The 19,027-nt window shown below is 60.1% G+C and carries 15 protein-coding genes; 6 read left to right on the top strand and 9 right to left on the bottom strand.

What is annotated here, in order from left to right; translation table 11 throughout:
* Nucleotides 1-296: 296 nt before the first annotated feature.
* From B3N48_RS15620 to B3N48_RS15610, 3 genes are read left to right on the top strand one after another with little or no spacing between them, the layout of a single operon-like run.
* On the top strand, nt 297-956 hold the full coding sequence (locus B3N48_RS15620) for a (2Fe-2S)-binding protein (protein WP_296185236.1): 660 nt from the start codon (nt 297-299) through the stop codon (nt 954-956).
* Entirely contained in the window at nt 956-1,939 is a 984-nt protein-coding gene (locus tag B3N48_RS15615) for an FAD binding domain-containing protein (protein WP_296185234.1), read from the top strand. The genes B3N48_RS15620 and B3N48_RS15615 overlap by 1 nt, the downstream gene beginning before the upstream one ends.
* Before the next feature lie 16 nt (nt 1,940-1,955).
* Nucleotides 1,956-4,190 (top strand): xanthine dehydrogenase family protein molybdopterin-binding subunit, encoded by a 2,235-nt coding sequence (locus B3N48_RS15610; protein ID WP_296185233.1) that lies wholly within the window; start codon nt 1,956-1,958, stop codon nt 4,188-4,190.
* Nucleotides 4,191-4,403: 213 nt separating this feature from the next.
* Here B3N48_RS15610 and B3N48_RS15605 read toward each other — a convergent pair whose 3' ends face one another.
* Nucleotides 4,404-6,413 (bottom strand): sensor domain-containing diguanylate cyclase, encoded by a 2,010-nt coding sequence (locus tag B3N48_RS15605; protein WP_296185231.1) that lies wholly within the window; start codon nt 6,411-6,413, stop codon nt 4,404-4,406.
* 148 nt (nt 6,414-6,561) lie between these two features.
* Complete coding sequence (rlmKL, locus tag B3N48_RS15600; RefSeq protein WP_296185229.1) at nt 6,562-8,832, bottom strand: bifunctional 23S rRNA (guanine(2069)-N(7))-methyltransferase RlmK/23S rRNA (guanine(2445)-N(2))-methyltransferase RlmL; 2,271 nt, start codon at nt 8,830-8,832, stop codon at nt 6,562-6,564.
* 572 nt (nt 8,833-9,404) lie between these two features.
* Between rlmKL and rmf the strand changes: the two genes are divergently transcribed.
* Nucleotides 9,405-9,620, top strand: coding sequence for a ribosome modulation factor (rmf, locus tag B3N48_RS15595; RefSeq protein WP_010223328.1), 216 nt, complete (start codon nt 9,405-9,407; stop codon nt 9,618-9,620).
* A 168-nt stretch (nt 9,621-9,788) separates the two neighbouring features.
* Here the strand turns inward: rmf and B3N48_RS15590 are convergent, their stop codons facing one another.
* Nucleotides 9,789-10,811, bottom strand: coding sequence for a quinone-dependent dihydroorotate dehydrogenase (locus B3N48_RS15590; protein ID WP_296185213.1), 1,023 nt, complete (start codon nt 10,809-10,811; stop codon nt 9,789-9,791).
* A gap of 442 nt (nt 10,812-11,253) precedes the next feature.
* On the opposite strand from B3N48_RS15590, the gene B3N48_RS15585 reads away from it, so the two are divergent.
* On the top strand, nt 11,254-12,465 hold the full coding sequence (locus B3N48_RS15585) for a nitrate/nitrite transporter (RefSeq protein ID WP_296185211.1): 1,212 nt from the start codon (nt 11,254-11,256) through the stop codon (nt 12,463-12,465).
* 20 nt (nt 12,466-12,485) lie between these two features.
* On the top strand, nt 12,486-14,177 hold the full coding sequence (locus B3N48_RS15580; protein WP_296185210.1) for a bifunctional protein-serine/threonine kinase/phosphatase: 1,692 nt from the start codon (nt 12,486-12,488) through the stop codon (nt 14,175-14,177).
* A 181-nt stretch (nt 14,178-14,358) separates the two neighbouring features.
* On the opposite strand, the gene B3N48_RS15575 is transcribed toward B3N48_RS15580, so the two are convergent.
* From B3N48_RS15575 to rraA, 6 genes are all read right to left on the bottom strand, one after another.
* A complete protein-coding gene (locus B3N48_RS15575; protein WP_166595491.1) occupies nt 14,359-15,393 on the bottom strand; it encodes an OmpA family protein in 1,035 nt (344 codons plus the stop codon).
* 107 nt (nt 15,394-15,500) lie between these two features.
* Complete coding sequence (gene sigX, locus B3N48_RS15570; protein WP_296185204.1) at nt 15,501-16,091, bottom strand: RNA polymerase sigma factor SigX; 591 nt, start codon at nt 16,089-16,091, stop codon at nt 15,501-15,503.
* Between the two features lie 89 nt (nt 16,092-16,180).
* On the bottom strand, nt 16,181-17,005 hold the full coding sequence (locus B3N48_RS15565; protein WP_296185202.1) for a mechanosensitive ion channel family protein: 825 nt from the start codon (nt 17,003-17,005) through the stop codon (nt 16,181-16,183).
* A gap of 2 nt (nt 17,006-17,007) precedes the next feature.
* Nucleotides 17,008-17,271 (bottom strand): CrfX protein, encoded by a 264-nt coding sequence (locus B3N48_RS15560; protein WP_296185201.1) that lies wholly within the window; start codon nt 17,269-17,271, stop codon nt 17,008-17,010.
* Between the two features lie 87 nt (nt 17,272-17,358).
* Entirely contained in the window at nt 17,359-18,354 is a 996-nt protein-coding gene (locus B3N48_RS15555) for a zinc transporter ZntB (RefSeq protein WP_296185199.1), read from the bottom strand.
* A 37-nt stretch (nt 18,355-18,391) separates the two neighbouring features.
* Nucleotides 18,392-18,880, bottom strand: a complete 489-nt coding sequence (gene rraA / locus B3N48_RS15550) for a ribonuclease E activity regulator RraA (RefSeq protein WP_296185197.1) — start codon at nt 18,878-18,880, stop codon at nt 18,392-18,394.
* Between the last annotated feature and the right edge of the window lie 147 nt (nt 18,881-19,027).

The raw sequence follows: 19,027 nt of genomic DNA, 5'->3' as shown, positions 1-19,027 counted from the left end.
GGGCCTGACTCGCTCAGTTCTTCGCAACCAATTGTCGAGCGCATGGTCACTGCTTCTGGAGCTGCGCTGACGTGGTTTGCCTGCGTCACCCTTCCCTCAATAACGTCAACGCCCCTTGGGCCATGAGCACGTGACGGGATTGAAGAAAAAAGCTCAACAGTGCAGGTACCTTTTCAAGTGAATGCACACGCTCGAGTTTGATTATCGTGGGTGGCTTGACACCCCTGCCGCAAACGCCTGCGCACCGCCCACCGTCGGCGCCTGGCTCGCTTCCATGCTGACGAGGAACCCTTTTCATGACCGATCAGCCTGATAAAACCGAACCCTCCGATCTCACGGCGTTTACCGTGCCCTCGCGACGAAACTTTCTCAAATCCATCGGCGTGTCGAGTCTTGCGGCCGCCACCGCGCCGATCTGGACCCAAGCGCTGGAAGCGCAGGCCGCGGTGCAGGACGACAGCGACCCGCCCGCCAAGGACGAACGGCGCATGACCCTCAAGGTCAATGGCCAGACCCATACCCTTAATCTGCCGGCCAACGCCGCGCTGCTGGACGTACTGCGTGATCGCCTGCACCTGACCGGCACCAAAAAGGGCTGTGACCACGGCCAGTGCGGCGCCTGCACCGTTCACGCCAATGGCACGGCCATCAATTCGTGCCTGTCGCTGGCGGCCATGCACGAAGGCGATGACATCACCACTGTCGAAGGCCTGGCGAAGAATGGCAAATTGCACCCCGTGCAAGAAGCCTTCTGGGAACACGATGCCTATCAGTGCGGCTATTGCACCAGCGGCCAGATCATGAGCGCCGTCGCGATATTGCAGGACAAGAACATTGGCAGCGACGACCACAGCGTCCGCGAAGCCATGAGCGGCAACATCTGCCGCTGTGGCGCCTACAAAAACATCCTCGCCGCCATCCAGAGCGCGCGGATCAAGTTGCAGGAGGTGACCTGATGAGAGCCTTCGATTACGTGCGCGCTGGCAGTGTCGAACAAGCCGTCGCCAGCCATTCGAAAAGCCAGACGGCGTTCTTTCTGGCAGGGGGCACTACCCTGCTCGATCTGGTGAAACTGGACGTGATGCCCGCCGATCAGGTCATCGATGTCAATCACCTCGCTCTCAAGCAGATCGAGGTACAAAAGGACGGCAGCGTGCGCATCGGCGCGTTGGTGACCAACACCGCCCTCGCCCACCATCCGCACATCGTCGAGCATTACCCGGTGCTGTCCCAGGCGTTGCTGTCGGGCGCGACCACCCAGTTACGCAACAAAGCCACCACCGCGGGCAATGTCATGCAGCGGGTCCGCTGCAACTACTTCCGCGACGGCTATTCACCCTGCAACAAACGCGAGCCCGGTTCAGGGTGCGCCGCCATCGACGGCCACAATCGCAGCGTGCATGCCGTGCTGGGCACCAGCGATCAATGCATCGCAACCCATCCCTCGGACATGTGCGTGGCCATGGCCGCCATTGGCGCCAAGGTCCTGGTGCAGGGAGCGAAAGGCCCGCGCAGCATCGATTTCCTCGACTTCCATTTGTTGCCCGGCTCGACGCCGTGGAAAGAACACGCCTTGCAGGACGATGAGCTGATCACCCACGTGGTGCTCGATGCGCCGCTGGCCAACAGCAAGTCTGGCTACCTCAAGCTGCGCGATCGCGCCTCATACCAGTTCGCTCTGGCCTCCAGCGCAGTGATTCTGGTGATGGACGGCAACACCGTGCGCGACGCGCGCATTGCGATGGGGGGCGTCGGCACCAAGCCTTGGCGCGCCCTGGAAGCGGAGCACGCATTGAAAGGCGCGACGTTGACCCCGCAGAACATGGAAAAAGCCGCAGCCCTCGCCTTGAACGGGGCCAAACCTTACCGCCACAACGCCTACAAGATCGCCCTCGGGCAGCAGGCCATTGTGCGCAACCTCAGCACGCTGACGGCCTGACCGGGAGGAACGCGACATGACGGATTCAAGCATGATCGGCTCGGCGCCACGCCGAATAGACGGCCGACGCAAAGTCACCGGGGACGCGATGTACGCCTCCGACCATCACCTGAAAAACATGGCTTACGGCTATGGCGTGTTCAGTACCGTCGCCAGTGGCAAAGTCACCGGTCTGGAACTGGACGCGGCACGGAAATCACCAGGCGTTCTGGAGATTTTCCACCACGGCAACTTTCCCGCGCTGTACCACAACTCGACGCTGCCGATGTCCTTCGCGCAAATCCTCAAGGCGGCCAAGTCCGACGAAAGCCGCCTGCCGTTCGAGGACGACACCGTTTACTACGCCGGGCAATTCGTGGCGCTGGTGGTGGCCGACACCTTCGAGCACGCTCGGGCCGCGGCGTACAAGATCAAGGTCAGCTACAGCAAAAGCAACGCGGTAGCCAATCTCGAACAGGGCCTGAAGGCCGGCAAGCTGCAGGATGGAAGCCCGGGGCACAGCCGTGGCGACGCGGGGGCTGCTTTCGATGGTGCCGCCCACAGCATCGATGCGACCTACACCACGCCGGTTGAAACCCACAACCCGATGGAAATGCACGCCACCGTCGCCAGTTGGGAAGACGGCAGGCTGATTGTCTACGAGGCCAGTCAGGGCGTGGTTGCACACCGCAATTCGCTGGCGAAAATCTTCGGCATGCTCCCGGAGAAAGTCGAAGTGCGCGCGCCATTCATCGGTTCCGGATTCGGCAGCAAACTGTGGATCTGGCCGCATTCGGTCGCCGCCTGTGGCGCAGCGAAGGTGCTCAACCGCCCGGTACAGGTGGTCGTGCCTCGCCAACAGATGTTCACCACCACCGGCCACCGTCCGGAAACCCGGCAGCGGTTACGCTTGGCGACGGATGACAAGGGCAAGCTGGTCTCAGTGCGTCACGAGTCGATCAACACCACCTCGTTCACGGACCCGTACAAAGAGAACTGCGGCACGTCGACGAAAAGTCTCTACAGCTGTGCCAACGTACTGACCAGCCACCAGATCATCGAAGTCAATCGCGGCACGCCAACCTCGATGCGCGCGCCGGGTGCCGCGCCAGGCCTGTTCGCGCTGGAATCGGCGATGGACGAAATGGCCGACAAGATCGGCATGGACCCGCTGGCCTTCCGCAAGCTCAATGTCTCCGAGCGCGATGAAAGCCAGAATTTGCCGTGGTCGAGCAATCACTTGCAGGAATGCATCGATCAGGCCGCCGAGCGCTTCGGCTGGAGCAAACGCAATCCGCAGCCGGGCTCGATGAAAGACGGTCATGAGATCATCGGCTACGGCATGGCAGCCTGTAACTGGGACGCCTATCGCACCCCGGCCGAGGCGCAGGTGTCATTACGCGCCGACGGCACGGCCTATGCGATTTGCGGCGTGCAGGACATCGGCACCGGCACCTACACCATCGTCGCGCAGGTGGTCAGCAGCATCACCGGCCTGCCGCTGGACAACATCGAAGTGGAACTGGGCAACTCGTCGTTCCCGCCTGCGCCAGTGTCGGGTGGCTCTTGGGCCACGGCCAGCGTGCTGCCGGCCATTGCCGAGGCGACACGCCAGGCCATCGAGCAGCTAAAGGCCCTGTCCACGGCGCCCAAAGGGGTGTTCGCAGGGGTCAAGGCCGACCAGATCAGCTTTGAGCAAGGCCGGTTGAAAAGCGGTGACAAAACCTATGCCATCGCCGATGTGCTCAAGGCGCAGAAGCAGTCCAGCGCATTTGGCGAAGCGAAGACCGGGATGAATGACACGAGCAAGCATTCGTTCCGCTCGTTCGGGGTGCATTTCGTCGAGGTGCGATGGGACCCGGGCATTTCCCGCCTGCGGGTCGCCCGTGTGGTTAGCGCCATCGACGTGGGCAAGGTCATCAACCACAAGACCGCGCTGAATCAGGTCGAAGGGGCGATAGTGATGGGGGTCGGCATGGCGCTGTTCGAAGGCACGGACTTCGATGAGCGCAACGGCATGCCGGTGAACAACAATTACGCAGAGTATGTAGTGCCGGTGCATGCAGACCAGCCGGAAATCGACGTCATCCTTCTCGATTACCCCGACTACGCGCTCAATGAATTCGGCGCTCGGGGCATCGGCGAAATCGGGATCACCGGATTGGCGGCTGCCGTGGCGAACGCCGTGTCCCATGCCACCGGCAAGCGCATTCGGGACCTGCCGATCACCCTCGACAAGCTGATGGAGCTACCGCCGACGTTGAGTGCGTGACCCCAGCAGCGCACGGGTGCATTGACCCGGGGCGCTGCACTGCCCTGTAAGTCTGAGCCGGCGTTGCCGGCGCCAGCGATGTGTCAGTCCGCTGACACGTCGCTCCTCCCTCCCTCGTGGCAGCATGCCGCCAATTACCCCTCAACGGCCTGTCCCGAACCAGACGCTGCAGCATTCTTCATCTGCACAGTGCGGCAGGCAACGCCCGCTGTCTCAGTCCAACTCCGCCTGTATCCGGTCACGCCCTCCCAGCTTGGCGGCATACACCCCGGAATCCGCCCTCAGCAACAGGGCATCGGCGCCCTCGCCTTCACGCCAACTGGCGATGCCGAAGCTGGCAGTGACCCGCCCCACGCCGTCCACCGGCTCGGCGCGTAAGGCGGCCCACAGATCCACGGCCAGTTCGTGAGCCTGCTCGCCATCGGTGTCGGGGCACAGGACCATGAATTCTTCGCCGCCCAGTCGGCAGAACACGTCGCTGCGGCGCAGGCGAAGGCACAGTCGCTCGCAGATCGCTTGCAGTACGTGATCCCCCATCGCATGGCCCAGATGGTCGTTGATGGCCTTGAAGTGATCGATGTCGAGCATCACCACCGAAAACACGCCACCGTGCCGCTCCACCCGCAACACCTCGGTTTGCAGACGCTCCTGAAAGTAGCGGCGGTTGTAGACACCGGTCAGGGCATCGGTGACCGACATCGTGCGCAGCTCTTCCTCCACTCGCTTGCGCTCGGTGATGTCCAGGCACACCGCCAGGTAGCCGATCCATTGCCCCTGCTCGTCGAGCACCGGGCTGACCTGCATGCTTACCCGTACATGACTGCCATCGTCGCGCACGAGGGTCCAGTCACTGGCCTGATGCCCCTGCTCCTGCACCGTTTCGATCAGCATCGCTTCGCAGGGGTCGATCGAACGCCCGTAGCGCTGACTCAATTCGCCAGCGTGGGCAGCGAGTTCAGAGGGCAAGTGCAGCTGGCATAAGGTCCAGGCGCCGCACACCTGAGCGCTGCGATAGCCGAGCATCTTCTCGGCGCCGATGTTGAACGTTGTGATCAAGCCGTTCATGTCGGTGGCGACAATGGCCACTTGGGTCGCGGCGTCCAGCACATTCCGCAACTGACTGTGGGCCGTGCGCAGCTGCTGTTCGCGCCGCCGCAATTGCAAGGTGCTTTGCGCCACCAGGCGTAACGCCCGCTGACGCTGGCTGATGAGGACGTAGAGCAACGCGCTGAGCATGAAGCTGAGCAAGGCGCCCAGCACCACGACGCTGTCGTTGGACGAAGGGTTGGCGCCCATGAACACGGACGTCGGACGTATGCGCAACTGGTAAATCCGACCGGCGAAGTTCAGGGTGGTCGACATCAACAGCTCGCCGGGCATCGCGCCCGCGGGCGACTGGTATAGCACGTCCGCAGAAGAGGCATCAGTGACGTCTTCAAGCGTCAGCGTGAGGTTGTCCTCGGCACTGGCGGGCAAGCCATCAGTCATCATTTTGCGCAGGCTGATGACGGCGATCAGAAACCCCTCCAAGGCCCCTTGTGCGGAGGCATCGGAATGGGAACGCGATTGCACGGGCGCTACCAGCAGGACGCCTCTGCTGTTTTCGGGTTCCACCCCCAGCAGGTTTATATGCGGCGACGCCGTCATGTCACCGGACCAGATGGCTTTTTCCAGGACTTCCTGGCGGTTAGGCTCGGCATTCACATCCAGGCCCAGCGGCAGCTTGAGCGTGCTGCGACTTTGAGTGAAGCGCACCGGGTAATAGACCGCACGTCTGGACGCGACTGAAAGACCCTGCTCACCACCGAGATCACGCACGGCAAAGTCACGCAGCCCGGCATCGCGGGCGCGCTGTTCGAACGCCTGACGATCGCTGTCCAAGACCTTGGGTGCCCATGAATAAGCTTGAGTGAACGTCAGCAGGGGCCGGGCGAAACCGTTGTATTCCTCTTCAGACACTTCGTCGGAATACACGAAGAACCGACGCAGGCTGTCCAATTGGCGAATTTGCCCTTCGAGCCGGTCTTGAATACGGCTGACGCGCTCTTCGGCCAACAGCTCGAAGCGCTGACGCAGTTGGCGTTGATACAGGTTGGCATTGGTTGCTGCCAGCAAGGCCGTCAACACGGCACCCGCTGAGAACACCAGCAAAGCGACCACCCACGACGACGTGTCTTCGTTGATGAAGCCCAGGATCTTGCTGGAAGAACGGTTTGACGACATAGGCTGAACTCAGGGCGCCACCATGCTGCCGCGGCACGTGACCAGGCTTCACTTATAGCTATTCGCCATTAGTTTGCATAGTGCTGCATATCTGGCAGGCGGAGTGCGCCCGCCAGTGCGGCGGACGCTCCCAGCCCACGCTGCCCGGTCAGCGGGCAGTGATCTTCCAGGCGCGGTGGATTTTGCCGTTGCGGATGAAATCTGGGTCGATGGTCTGCTGGGTGATTTCCTCGACCGCATAACGCTCGGCGAGATTGTCTTCCAGCTGAAACTTGCGGAAGTTGTTGGAGAAATACAGCACGCCGCCGCTGGCCAGACGCGCCATGGCGAGGTCAATCAATTGCACCTGATCGCGCTGCACGTCAAACACCCCCTCCATGCGTTTGGAATTTGAGAAGGTCGGCGGATCGATGAAGATCAGATCGTATTCATCGCGACTGGCCTCGAGCCAGGCCATCACATCGCCCTGCTCCAGACGGTTTTTGTCGGAAAACCCGTTGAGTGACAAATTGCGGCGCGCCCAGTCCAGGTAGGTTTTCGACAGGTCGACGCTGGTGGTGCTGCGCGCACCACCCTTGGCGGCGTGCACACTGGCGGTCGCGGTGTAGCAGAACAGGTTGAGGAAACGCTTGCCTGCCGCCTCACGCTGAATGCGCATACGCATCGGCCGGTGATCGAGAAACAGGCCGGTGTCCAGGTAGTCGGTCAGGTTGACCAGCAGCTTAATGCCGCCTTCGTTGACCTCATTGAATTTGCCCTGGGCGCTGTGGCGCTCGTATTGCTTTGTCCCGCTTTGACGCTCACGGCGTTTGACGACGACGCGGCTCTTGTCGATGTTCAGCGCCTGAGGAATGGCGGCCAGCGCGTCGAACATGCGGATCGAGGCTTTTTCCGGGTCGATGGACTTCGGCGCGGCGTATTCCTGAACGTGCACCCAGTCGTGATACAGGTCGATGGCCATCGCGTATTCCGGCATGTCGGCGTCGTACACGCGGTAGCAATCGATGCCCTCGCGCTTGACCCATTTGCCCAATGCCTTGAGGTTTTTCTGCAGGCGGTTGGCGAACATCTGCCCGCCTTCGCTCAGGCGCGGCTGCTCGATCACCGGTGCCGGGAGTGGCGCGGGTTTGATCGGGTTGCCGTTCTTGTTGAACTTGTGTTCCTGCGGCTCATCCGGCGTCTGGTCATAAGCCGCTTGCTCGCGCTCGGCCTGGCGCTGCTCGGGGGTGCGGCGCTCGCCGGTGACGAACTGATCCGGCAGGACCTTGATCAGCAGCAGCTTGCACGGCAAAGCGCCGTTCCAGAACGCGTATTGCTTGTGACTGCGAATGCCCATGCGCTTGCCCAGGTCGGGGGCACCGGTGAACACCGCCGCTTCCCAGTTCAGGCAGGCCTGACGCAGACGCTCACCGAGATTCTGGTAGAGGTACAACAGACTCGCTTCATCGCCCAAACGCTCGCCGTAGGGCGGGTTGCAGATCACCAGACCTTTCTGGTTCTGGTCAGGACGCGGTTCGAAAGTGGCCACTTCCCCCTGGTAGATCTTGATCCAGTCAGAGAGACCGGCGCGCTCGACGTTGTTGCGACCGGGTTGAATCAACCGAGGATCGGCTTCGTAACCGCGAATCCACAACGGCGGCCTGGACAAACCGGCTTCGGCCCGGGCCAGGGCTTCATCGTGGAGCTTGCGCCATAGCGCCGGGACGTGGCCCAGCCACGCCGAAAAGCCCCAGCGCTCGCGCTTGAGGTTCGGCGCGATATCAGCGGCGATCATCGCGGCTTCGACAAGGAATGTGCCGACACCGCACATCGGGTCCGCCAGCGCGCCGCCATCAGCCGCGATCCGGGGCCAACCGGAACGGATCAGAATGGCCGCTGCCAGGTTTTCCTTCAACGGCGCCGCGCCCTGCTGCAGCCGGTAACCCCGCTGGTGCAGGCTGTGACCGGAAAGGTCCAGTGACAGAATCGCCTCGCCACGGTCCAGGCGCAGGTGCACACGCAAATCGGGGTTGAGTTTGTCAATGGAGGGACGCGAGCCATCGGCGGTGCGCAGACGGTCGACAATGGCGTCCTTGACCTTCAAGGCGCCGAAATGGGTGTTGTCGATGCCCGAACCATGGCCGCTGAACTCCACAGCCAGGGTGCCATCAGGTTCCAGATGATCGGCCCACTCGATGTCATGCACGCCGTGGTACAGGTCTTCGGCGTTTTTCATCGGAAAGCGTTTGAGCACCAGCAGCACGCGGTTCGCCAGCCGCGACCACAGACACAACCGGTAAGCGGTTTCCATGTCGGCGCTGCCCCGAATCGTCGAGGTGTGCTCACGGGTTTCCTGAAGGCCTAGCGCGATGGCTTCTTCGGCAAGCAGGCCCTCAAGGCCTTTGGGGCAGGTAAGGAAAAGTTCGTAACGGTCCGACATGATGATTCCAGAGCCTTCGGCTATATGGCGGGACAACGCGTCGTCCGGCCCGATTCAAACAGGCGTCTTTCATGGAGAACGCCTGGGTGGCACAGAGTTGTGCCGCTCCACCGGTCCGACGCATTCGAATCCGGCAGATATGCCTGTCGGAGCATCCGACAGGCATGTTCGATCTTAAAAAACCGCTATTCAGCCCGACGACTGTAGTCATTAAAAGTCACATCGCTGACCCTTCGTCGATTTAAATCTGACGTCAAACGGCCATCAATCCTCCATGAGAATGACTCGCAATTTCCATCAAAACCCTCGAATCAGGGCGTTTCGTCCCGAAGGCACCCGCAAAACCCGCGTGCACTTATGGTCTTAATGCCTCAACCGTGACGTTCTTATGACAAAACGGTCATTCACAGCGTCCAAGCCATTGGTTAGAACTCACCTCAGGCCGTCGTCGCAATGACGATGGCACACCGCCCGCGACGCCGGCAGCGGGCATTCACAGGCAGAAGATTTCTGCCCGACCTCGACATGAGGTCTCCAGGGACATAACAGTCAACAAACGAGGGCAACACCCTATGAGAAGACTTAAGCGTGATCCGTTGGAAAGAGCTTTTTCGCGCGGATATCAATACGGCGTAACTGGTAAATCCCGTGAGCTTTGCCCTTTTACTCTACCGTCGGTGCGCCAAGCCTGGATCAATGGCTGGCGGGAAGGACGCGGCGACAACTGGGACGGTATGACCGGCACTGCGGGTATACACAGACTCAACGAACTTCACGCGGTCGGCTGACACTCTAATTACCAAAGGTACATTTCGACTCATCGTCACTTTTTTGAAAGCATCGACAATTTGCGCTGTAGCACTCTAAACATGCACGCCCCATCCGGGCGGCGGGCTAACGCCCAAGGGGGTTCCTTCAAGGAACCCCTTTTCATTGGCACGCGCCCAAGCCGGATCTCAGCGGGACATCGCGGCAATCGCGTCCACGGATTCGCGAATCAGCGCCGGCCCCTTATAAATGAAGCCCGAATAGATTTGCACCAGACTCGCGCCTGCGGCGATTTTTTCAGCAGCGTGTTTGCCTTCCGTGACGCCTCCCGCTGCGATGATCGGCAGCTTTCCGCCCAGTTCACCGGCCAGCACCTTGACGATGTGGGTACTTTTTTCACGCACTGGCGCGCCAGACAGACCGCCCGTCTCGTCGGCATGCGGCAGCCCTTCAACCCCTTCGCGGCTTAGCGTGGTATTGGTCGCGATCACCGCGTCCATGCCCGACTCCAGCAACGCGCTGGCCACCAGCACGGTTTCCTCATCGCTCATGTCCGGCGCGATCTTGATCGCCAGCGGTACGCGTCTGCCGTGGGTCTGGGTCAGCGCTTCCTGACGCATGCGCAGGGCTTCGAGCAACTGCTTGAGCGAATCGCCGAACTGCAGACTGCGCAGGCCCGGCGTGTTTGGCGAACTGACGTTGACGGTGATGTAACTCGCGTGGGCGTACACCTTGTCCAGACAGATCAGGTAATCATCCACCGCGCGCTCGACCGGCGTGTCGACGTTCTTGCCGATGTTGATGCCCAGCACGCCATTGTAGTTGGCGGCCTGCACGCGACTGACGAGGTGATCGACACCGAGATTGTTGAAGCCCATGCGGTTGATGATGCCCTCGGCGTGGGGCAGACGGAAAATTCGGGGTTTGGGATTACCCGGTTGCGGGCGCGGGGTCACGGTGCCGATTTCGACGAACCCGAAGCCCAGTTGCGCAAAACCGTCGATGGCCGCGCCATTCTTGTCCAGACCGGCCGCCAGCCCGACCGGATTGGGGAACTGCAAGCCCATGACCGTTACCGGCAAACGCGCCGGTGCCTTGTTGAACAGGCCGTTGAGTCCCAGACGCCCTCCCGCACCGATCAAGTCGATGGACAGATCGTGGGAAGTTTCCGGGGAGAGTTTGAAGAGTAACTGGCGGGCCAGGTTATACATGGGCGGGGGCGGCTCGTTCGAGGCTGAAGTCAGCGGCGGATTATAGACGTCCGCGGGGGGACAGCGCGAGGCATGGCGCGAACTTTACCAACCGCCGTCACGAAGGTGCGCCCAATGATCACACCTGAGGCATCCCCCTCGGCTGACTGCACCAAAGCGGGACAGCAAGAGGTTTCATAGGCACCGATTTGCGCTGAATGCCGCTAAAAACCTGCGATGGCCCACCTTTTGCTTATCAACTCACAGGCAACCAAAGGCGGCTGCCCACACACTCGACAAAGACGTCGCACACCCCTTCGCGTATCGCGGACAGGGTGGCGGCGTTTTTTCGTTTGGGCCTGAAAAAATGCGGGTGAAGCGCCAGTGCGCTTCGTCCGCAACTCCACTCGCAACGGTGCAAACCCAGGCGCACCGGCGACGAATTCCGCAGATGAGGTGAGAGATGACTACAAGTTTCTGGAAAGCCGGCCACAAGCCTACGCTGTTCGCCGCGTTTCTTTATTTCGACCTCAGTTTCATGGTCTGGTACCTGCTCGGCCCCTTGGCCGTACAGATCGCCGCCGACTTGCACCTGACCACACAGCAACGCGGACTCATGGTTGCGACGCCCATTCTCGCCGGCGCCATTCTGCGGTTTTTGATGGGCATGCTGGCCGATCAACTGTCTCCCAAGACCGCTGGCATCATTGGCCAGATCATCGTCATTCTCGCCCTGCTCTGCGCCTGGCAATTGGGCATTCACAGCTATGAACAAGCGCTCCTGCTCGGGATGGCCTTGGGGATGGCAGGTGCCTCCTTCGCGGTGGCCCTGCCGTTGGCGTCGCAATGGTATCCGCCGCAGCATCAAGGCAAGGCCATGGGCATCGCCGGCGCTGGCAATTCCGGCACGGTGTTCGCGGCGCTGATTGCACCGGTGCTGGCCGCAAGCTTCGGCTGGAGCAATGTGTTCGGCTTCGCAGCGCTGCCCTTGGTTCTGACGCTCGTGGCGTTCTCGCTCATGGCCCGCAATGCGCCCGAGCGTCCGCCACGCAAAGCCATGGCTGACTATTTCAAGGCGCTGGGCGACCGTGACAGTTGGTGGTTCATGTTTTTCTACAGCGTCACCTTTGGCGGCTTCATCGGCCTGGCCAGCGCCTTGCCCGGCTATTTCAACGACCAATACGGCCTGAACCCGGTGACGGCCGGTTATTACACAGCAGCGTGCGTGTTCGGCGGCAGCCTGATGCGCCCCTTGGGCGGCGCGCTGGCCGACCGCTTTGGCGGCATCCGTACCTTATCGGGCATGTACGCGGTCGCGGCCATCTGTATCGCTGCCGTAGGCTTCAATCTGCCCAATTCATGGGCAGCGCTGGGCCTGTTCGTCGCCGCCATGTTAGGGCTGGGCGCAGGTAACGGCGCGGTGTTTCAACTGGTGCCGCAACGTTTCCGCAAGGAAATCGGCGTGATGACCGGCCTGATCGGCATGGCCGGCGGCATTGGCGGCTTTCTGCTGGCCGCCGGTCTGGGGGCAATCAAACAGAGCACCGGCGATTATCAACTGGGTCTATGGCTGTTTGCGTTATTGGGCGTGCTTGCCTGGTTTGGCCTGATGAACGTCAAACGTCGTTGGAGAACCACATGGGGCTCAGCCGCTGTCACCGCCGCACGCGTTTAATCGGCCGACAGGAAACACGGATGAATCAGCCCGCAATGCGACCCGCCCACCCCACCGGCCTGACACTGCGCTTTGCAGAATTCAGCGCCTGCGGTCCGCGGGTCGAAAATCAGGATGCGATCCGGCTGGTTACCCCAGCCCCTGCGCTGGCGGCCAGTAAGGGTTATCTGTTTGCCCTCGCCGACGGTGTCAGTCAATGCGCCGATGGGGGCCTGGCGTCGCGCGCGACACTTCAGGCACTGGCGCTGGATTACTACGCCACGCCAGAAACCTGGGGCGTGGCGCAAGCCTTGGACCGACTGCTGACCGCGCATAATCGCTGGTTGCACGCCAACGGCCTGCTGACCACCCTTAGCGCGCTGGTGCTCCGCGGACGTCGCTTTACGCTTGCCCACGTTGGCGATTGTCGGGTCTATCGCTGGCTGGACGGTACGCTGCAACGGATCAGCGACGACCACGTCTGGGAACAGGCAGACATGCAGCATGTGTTGAAGCGGGCACTGGGTCTGGATCAGTACGTGGTTGTGGATTACCTCGACGGCGAGCTGCGTCAGGGCGAACGGCTGTTGCTGGTCAGTGACGGTGTCTGGGCTGCGTTGAGCGACAGCGCGATCCGCTCCATCCTGAACGATCAGGCTGACCTCGGTGCCGCCGTGCGAGCGCTGGTCGACGCGGCGCATCTGGCGGGCAGTCAGGACAACGCCAGCGCCCTGCTGATCCATGTGGATGAGACCGGGGCGGATTCCCTTGGCGATACGCTGGTTCAGCTGCAGCAATGGCCCATACCGCCACTGCTACGCGCCGGGCAAGCCTTCGAAGGTTGGCGAGTTGAAGCGGCAGTCAGTGATTCACGCCAGTCACAGGTGTATCGGGTGCGGGACGCTCAGGGTCGCCCTTGGCTGCTGAAAACCGTGCCCCTTTCCCGTCATGACGAACAAGGCACCGCGCAGGCGCTGCTGCTTGAAGAATGGTTTCTGCGACGCGTGGCCGGCCGTTTCTTTCCCGAGGTGCATCCCCTGCCCGACCGCCAGCATCTGTATTACGTGATGCGTGAATACTCAGGACAGACACTGGCGCAGACATTCGCCCGACACGGCCCGATGGACTGGGCGCGTTGGCATTCTCTGGCGCGGGATCTGATCAGTGCCGTGGGCCTGTTGCATCGGCGCAACATCCTTCATCGCGACATCAAACCTGAGAACCTGCTGATCGATGAGCAGGGTGAGTTGCGGGTGCTCGACTTCGGCTTGGCGTTCTGCCCCGGCCTGTCGAGTGATGCGTTGGGTGACGTGCCTGGCACGCCAAGTTACATTGCCCCAGAGGCGTTTGACGGCGCAGTTCCGGCGCCAGCGCTGGACCTGTACGCCGCCAGCGTCACCCTCTATGTGCTGCTGACCGGGCATTACCCACACGGCGAGATTGAAGCCTTCCAGCACCGCCGCTTTGGACAGCCAGTCTCTGCCAGCCGCTATCGCCCCGACACTCCCGAATGGCTCGACCGGCATCTCGACAAAGCCTTGCAACCCGACCCTGGCAAACGCTTCGAAACCGCCGAACAGTGGCTGTTTGAGTTGCAACGGGGAGAGTTGACGCTGCTGGAAGTCCGGCCCAGACCGCTGATTGAGCGGGAGCCGCTGAAAGTCTGGCGTGGTGTCGCACTTCTCTCGCTGCTGTTGAACCTGCTGCTGTGGGTCTGGCTGATCAAGCGCTGAGCATCAGGCATCGACGTCGCTAGTCAACGTCTGTTTGAAACGCAGCTTTCGATTGATACCAGGGATACAGCTACAAGCGCGTGTTCCAGGAAGCCGCGAGAACTTTGCGCAGAGATATTTCGGAAATCAGAAAAAGAAAAACCCGGCCGAAGCCGGGTTTTTCTGCAAAGCTGAGGGCTAATTACTTAGCTTGAGCTTCGACTTGTGCTTCTACGCGACGGTTAACAGCGCGGCCAGCCTCGGTTGCGTTGTCAGCAACTGGACGGGATTCGCCGTAGCCTACCGAGTTCACGCGGTTGGCGCCAACACCGTACTGGTTAACCAGAACTTGCTTAACGGCGTTTGCACGACGCTCGGACAGTTTCTGGTTGTAAGCGTCAGGACCGACGGAGTCAGTGTGACCTTCAACAGTGGTGGTGGTTTGTGGGTATTGCTTCATGAAGTCAGCCAGGTTTTTGATGTCACCGTAGCTGTTTGGCTTGACGACCGACTTGTCGAAGTCGAATTTAACGTCCAGCTCAACACGTACGACTTCAGCAACTGCCGGGCAACCGTTGGCGTCAACGGTAACGTTGGCCGGGGTGTCTGGGCACTTGTCGACGTTGTCGCACACGCCGTCGTTGTCGCTGTCGGAGCACACTTCAGCTACTGGAGCCGGTGCTGCTTCAACTTTCTTCGAGCCGCCGCCGAAGTTTACGCCGATACCGACGCTAGGCGCCCACTCGGTGTCACCTTGGTCGATGTTGTACTGAGCTTCAACGCCAGCACGGGCATAGAAGTTGTCAGTGAAGTACAGCTTGGCACCGCCGCCGATGTTGGCGAAGGTGGAACGGTTACGACCGCCGCTGCCGTTCTGACCGATGCTCTGATCGGAGAAACCAGCCGAGACGTATGGACGCAGCATGTCGCCCGGGTTGTTGAAGTGGTACAGAGCGTCCAGAGCGGTGTTAGCGCCCTTGATGTTCTTGCCATCATCGCTGCGAACGTTGTGCACTTCGTCGTAGCCCAGACGCAATTCAACGTCGTCGGTCAGGAAGTAGCCAACAGAACCGCCGAACAGGTTGCCGTTATTTTTGAAATTACGAGCGCTGTCGAACTGTTCTTTCTTGGCGAAGCCTTCGATTTCGACTGCGCCTTGGCCTTGTGCCAGCGCGCCGAACGAAGTTGCGGCAACAATAGTACCAATGGCCAAGCCCAAGGTGTTTTTCAGTTTCATCCGTTAAATCCCCATCTGGTGATTGTAAAGCGGTCCCCCTTATCGGGAGACAACTCATCGGCAAGTCTATCAGAACTTGCCTGCCCGTTAGAGATATTTGCTCCGAGTTAAGTTTCGGTCACGCCTGCAAATTTCTCACGTAATTTATCAAGTGCTCGTTTGTAGCGCATTTTCGTCGCACTCAGGCCCATATGCATTATGTCTGCGATCTCCTGGAATTCCAGTTCTGCGACAAATCGCAGCACCAGGATTTCCCTGTCAATCGGGTTCACGTGCACCAGCCATCGATCGAGTCCGCCCTTTTCTTCTGGTTTTGGCGTCTTGTCTTCAGACGCTTCCTCGAGTGGGTCGAGACTCAAAGCGTCCATCAACCGACGCTTCCGACGCTCCTTTCTGTACTGCGTAATGCATTCGTTGTACGTGATGCTGTAGAGCCAGGTTTTGAATTTCGATTTACCCTCGAAATTTTTCAATCCATACAACACCTTAAGCATCACCTCCTGACAGACATCGTCAGCATCGCGATCGTTCCCCAAATACCGCGCACAGACGTTAAAAAGTGTCCGTTGGTAGCGCCGCATCAGCTCTTCGTACGCTCGCATCACATGAAACAACTCGGCGTGCGAGCGCGCTACCAGCTCCTCATCGGAGAGCTCGCGGGGGTCGTAACGCTGTGAGAGCGGTTGGGGTTTATTCAAAACAGGTCGTGCCGACAGTCAGGTAAATGTCCGCCGCGTCTCGGGTTCTCCGGAATTTTGCGGCGGCATACATTAGCAGATTTGCCGGTTCAGCGGCTGCTCACTCGCTGCTCGAGAAGGATTCGGTTCGACAATGACACCAACTCCCCTTCATCGGTCAGCAGCGTAGTTTTCACCGTGCCAATCTCTTCGATCTGCCCTTCGACCTCTCCAACCCGCAGGTGTTGCCCCACTTGGTACAGCTCTCTCACATAAATGCCGGCCAGAATCTGACTCGCAATTTCGCGGCTTCCCAGCCCCATGGCCAGCGCAACGGCCAGACCAACGGTAATCAATCCAATCACGATGACGTGGTTCAGCAGGTCGGTTTTGACCTCCAGCTGACTGATTGCCACCGAAATGCTGATGATAATGACCAGCCACTGGGCAACTCGCCCGAGGCCTGCGGCGTAATCCAGCCCGACGCCTTCGGCGGCGCCGCGCACGATACCATTGACCAACTGCGCCAACAGCACGCCCACCAGCAGCACCAACGCAGCGCCGAACACTTTCGGCAGATACAGCGCCAGCATATCCAGTGTCGCCGACACCCGCTCAAGGCCGAGGGATTCTGCCGCTGACACCAGAAAAATCAATAGCACGAACCAATACACGATCTTTCCGATCAGCGTGGAAATCGGGACCTGGATCCCTGCGCGGCTGATCAGTTTGGTCAGGCCGGTGCCGCCCATCAGGCGATCCAGTCCCAGTTTTGCCAGCAGTTTGGAGAGCAGGGTGTCGAGCAGTTTGGCAACCACGAAACCCAGCAGAACCACCACCAGCGCCCCGAACAGGTTCGGGATGAAGTTCGCAACTTTGGTCCACAACGCAGTCATTGCGGTGACCAGGCTCTGTGTCCAGAGATCCAATTCCATATTCAATCAGCCTTGTCTTGAGCACCGCCAAACGCGGTGTCGGCAATCGTCGTCTTGCGACGGGAAACAGGTGAAACGTGAGCCGAGCCGTTATTCACGGCAATCATCAGGGCCTGCGTACAACGGCCAAGAAGGCTGAAGAGGTCGCCCGCACCCACCTGACGGTTCGCCGTTTTCAGGACTCGCCCCAGCACCGCATCGTCGTCCCGGCTGGAGGACGAAGAATTGAGCATGTCTCTCAGTGATTCTTCAAACGGGTCGTGCATGGGCACCTCACGTGATGTCACTGGAAGACGTAGGCAATGTTGTATGAGTCACACCACGCATACGCATCAACAGGTTTTTTTTCCCGATCATACCCATCGCAGACGCTTGAACAGCCACATTTGTGCCACTGCCACCACCACCATCAAGCCGCAGGCCATGAGAAAACCGTGAGGGTTTTCCGAACCGGGAATACCGCCGACGTTGATGCCCAGCAACCCCGTAAGAAAACTCATTGGCAGAAAGATCCCGGTCACGATCCCGAAGCGATACATCGTCCGGTTCATGCGTTCATTGAGCCGCCGGTCCTCAGCCTCAAGCACCAGTCCCACGCGCTCACGGGTCAATTCCAGTTCTTCGAGGTAGCGGGTCAGGCTGTTGTTCAATTCGTTCCAGTAATCAGCATCGTCCTCGACAAACCAAGGCATCTTGCTACGCGTCAATTGCGCATAAATATCCCGCTGCGGCGCCAGAAACCGGCGCATGCCTGCCGCCCTTCGGCGGATGTGCACCATGTTGCCGTGCTCCGGCATGTACCGCTCGTCGGCGTCGATGCGTTCTTCCATGTCGTCGACCAATTCAGTCAGCTCGCTGACCACCGCCTGCACCTTGTCCGTGAGCAATTGCGCGAGATACACCAGCAGCTCGGACGCGGTTTTCGGTCCCTTTCCTTCTTTAAGCAGGTCAATCAATTCATCCGTGGCGCGCAGTGAGCGCAGCCTCAAGGAAATCACCCGTTGCGCCGCGGCGAAGATGCGGACTGACACCATGTCCTCGGGCTCTGCGCCCGGATTCAGATTCACGCCGCGCAGAAACAGCAGCAATTCGTTGTCCGGCAAGGGCAGCAGACGGGGTCGTGTATTCTCTTCAAGCATCAAGTCACACACGAACGGCGTGAGGCCGCTGGCGGTGCGCAACCAGGTCTGCGTCTGAGGATGACTGCGATCCCAGTGCAGCCACACGCTTTCGTGAGGCGCCAATTGGAGGCCATCCAGCTCGGTCCGGGCGATAGATCGCGCCCCGCCCTTGCCGTCCAGCACCAGGGCGTGTACCAGCCCCCATTGCGCGTTTTCTTCGTCGAACATTCCAATCCTTGCGTTGGTGGACTGCATCAAAATTCGATCAGTCCGGCATGCTCAGCGCGCTCGGCGACACAATGATGCCGTTGTTGTCGGCGTACACGTACTCGCCGGGGCGGAAAGTCACGCCGCCAAAGCTCACTACCACATTCAAATCACCCAGACCGCGCTTGTCAGTTTTCAGCGGATGGCTGGCCAATGCCTGCACACCGAGGTCGGTTTGCGCCAGAACGTCCACATCACGCACACACCCGTAGATGATCATGCCTTCCCAACCGTTTTTCGCGGCCTTTTCTGCCAGCACGTCCCCCAGCAATGCGCGTCGCAGCGAACCACCGCCATCGACCACCAGCACCTTGCCTTTACCCTGCTGCTCGGATTGCTCACGCACCAGAGAATTGTCTTCGAAACATTTGAGAGTCACGATCTGCCCCCCGAAGGAGTCACGACCACCGAAGTTGCTGAACATCGGTTCGACTACCTGAATCTGGTCAGGGTAGGCGTCGCACAAATCCGGCGTGATGTAGTGCATGAGAAGCTCCTGTCAGTGAAGGCATCGTGTACAAGGATGAATCCGCGTGTGCAGCCATGGATGGCTCGCAGCTCTGACCGCGTCCTCCATCACAATGCTTCCTTATATAGAACAAAAACCTGACCGACGAGTGCTGTGTACGACTTC

Source organism: Pseudomonas sp. UBA1879, from assembly GCF_002338065.1.
Classification (GTDB): Bacteria; Pseudomonadota; Gammaproteobacteria; order Pseudomonadales; family Pseudomonadaceae; genus Aquipseudomonas.
The sequence above is the reverse complement of the archived record's forward strand: the minus strand, read 5'-3'. Positions and strand labels throughout refer to the sequence as shown.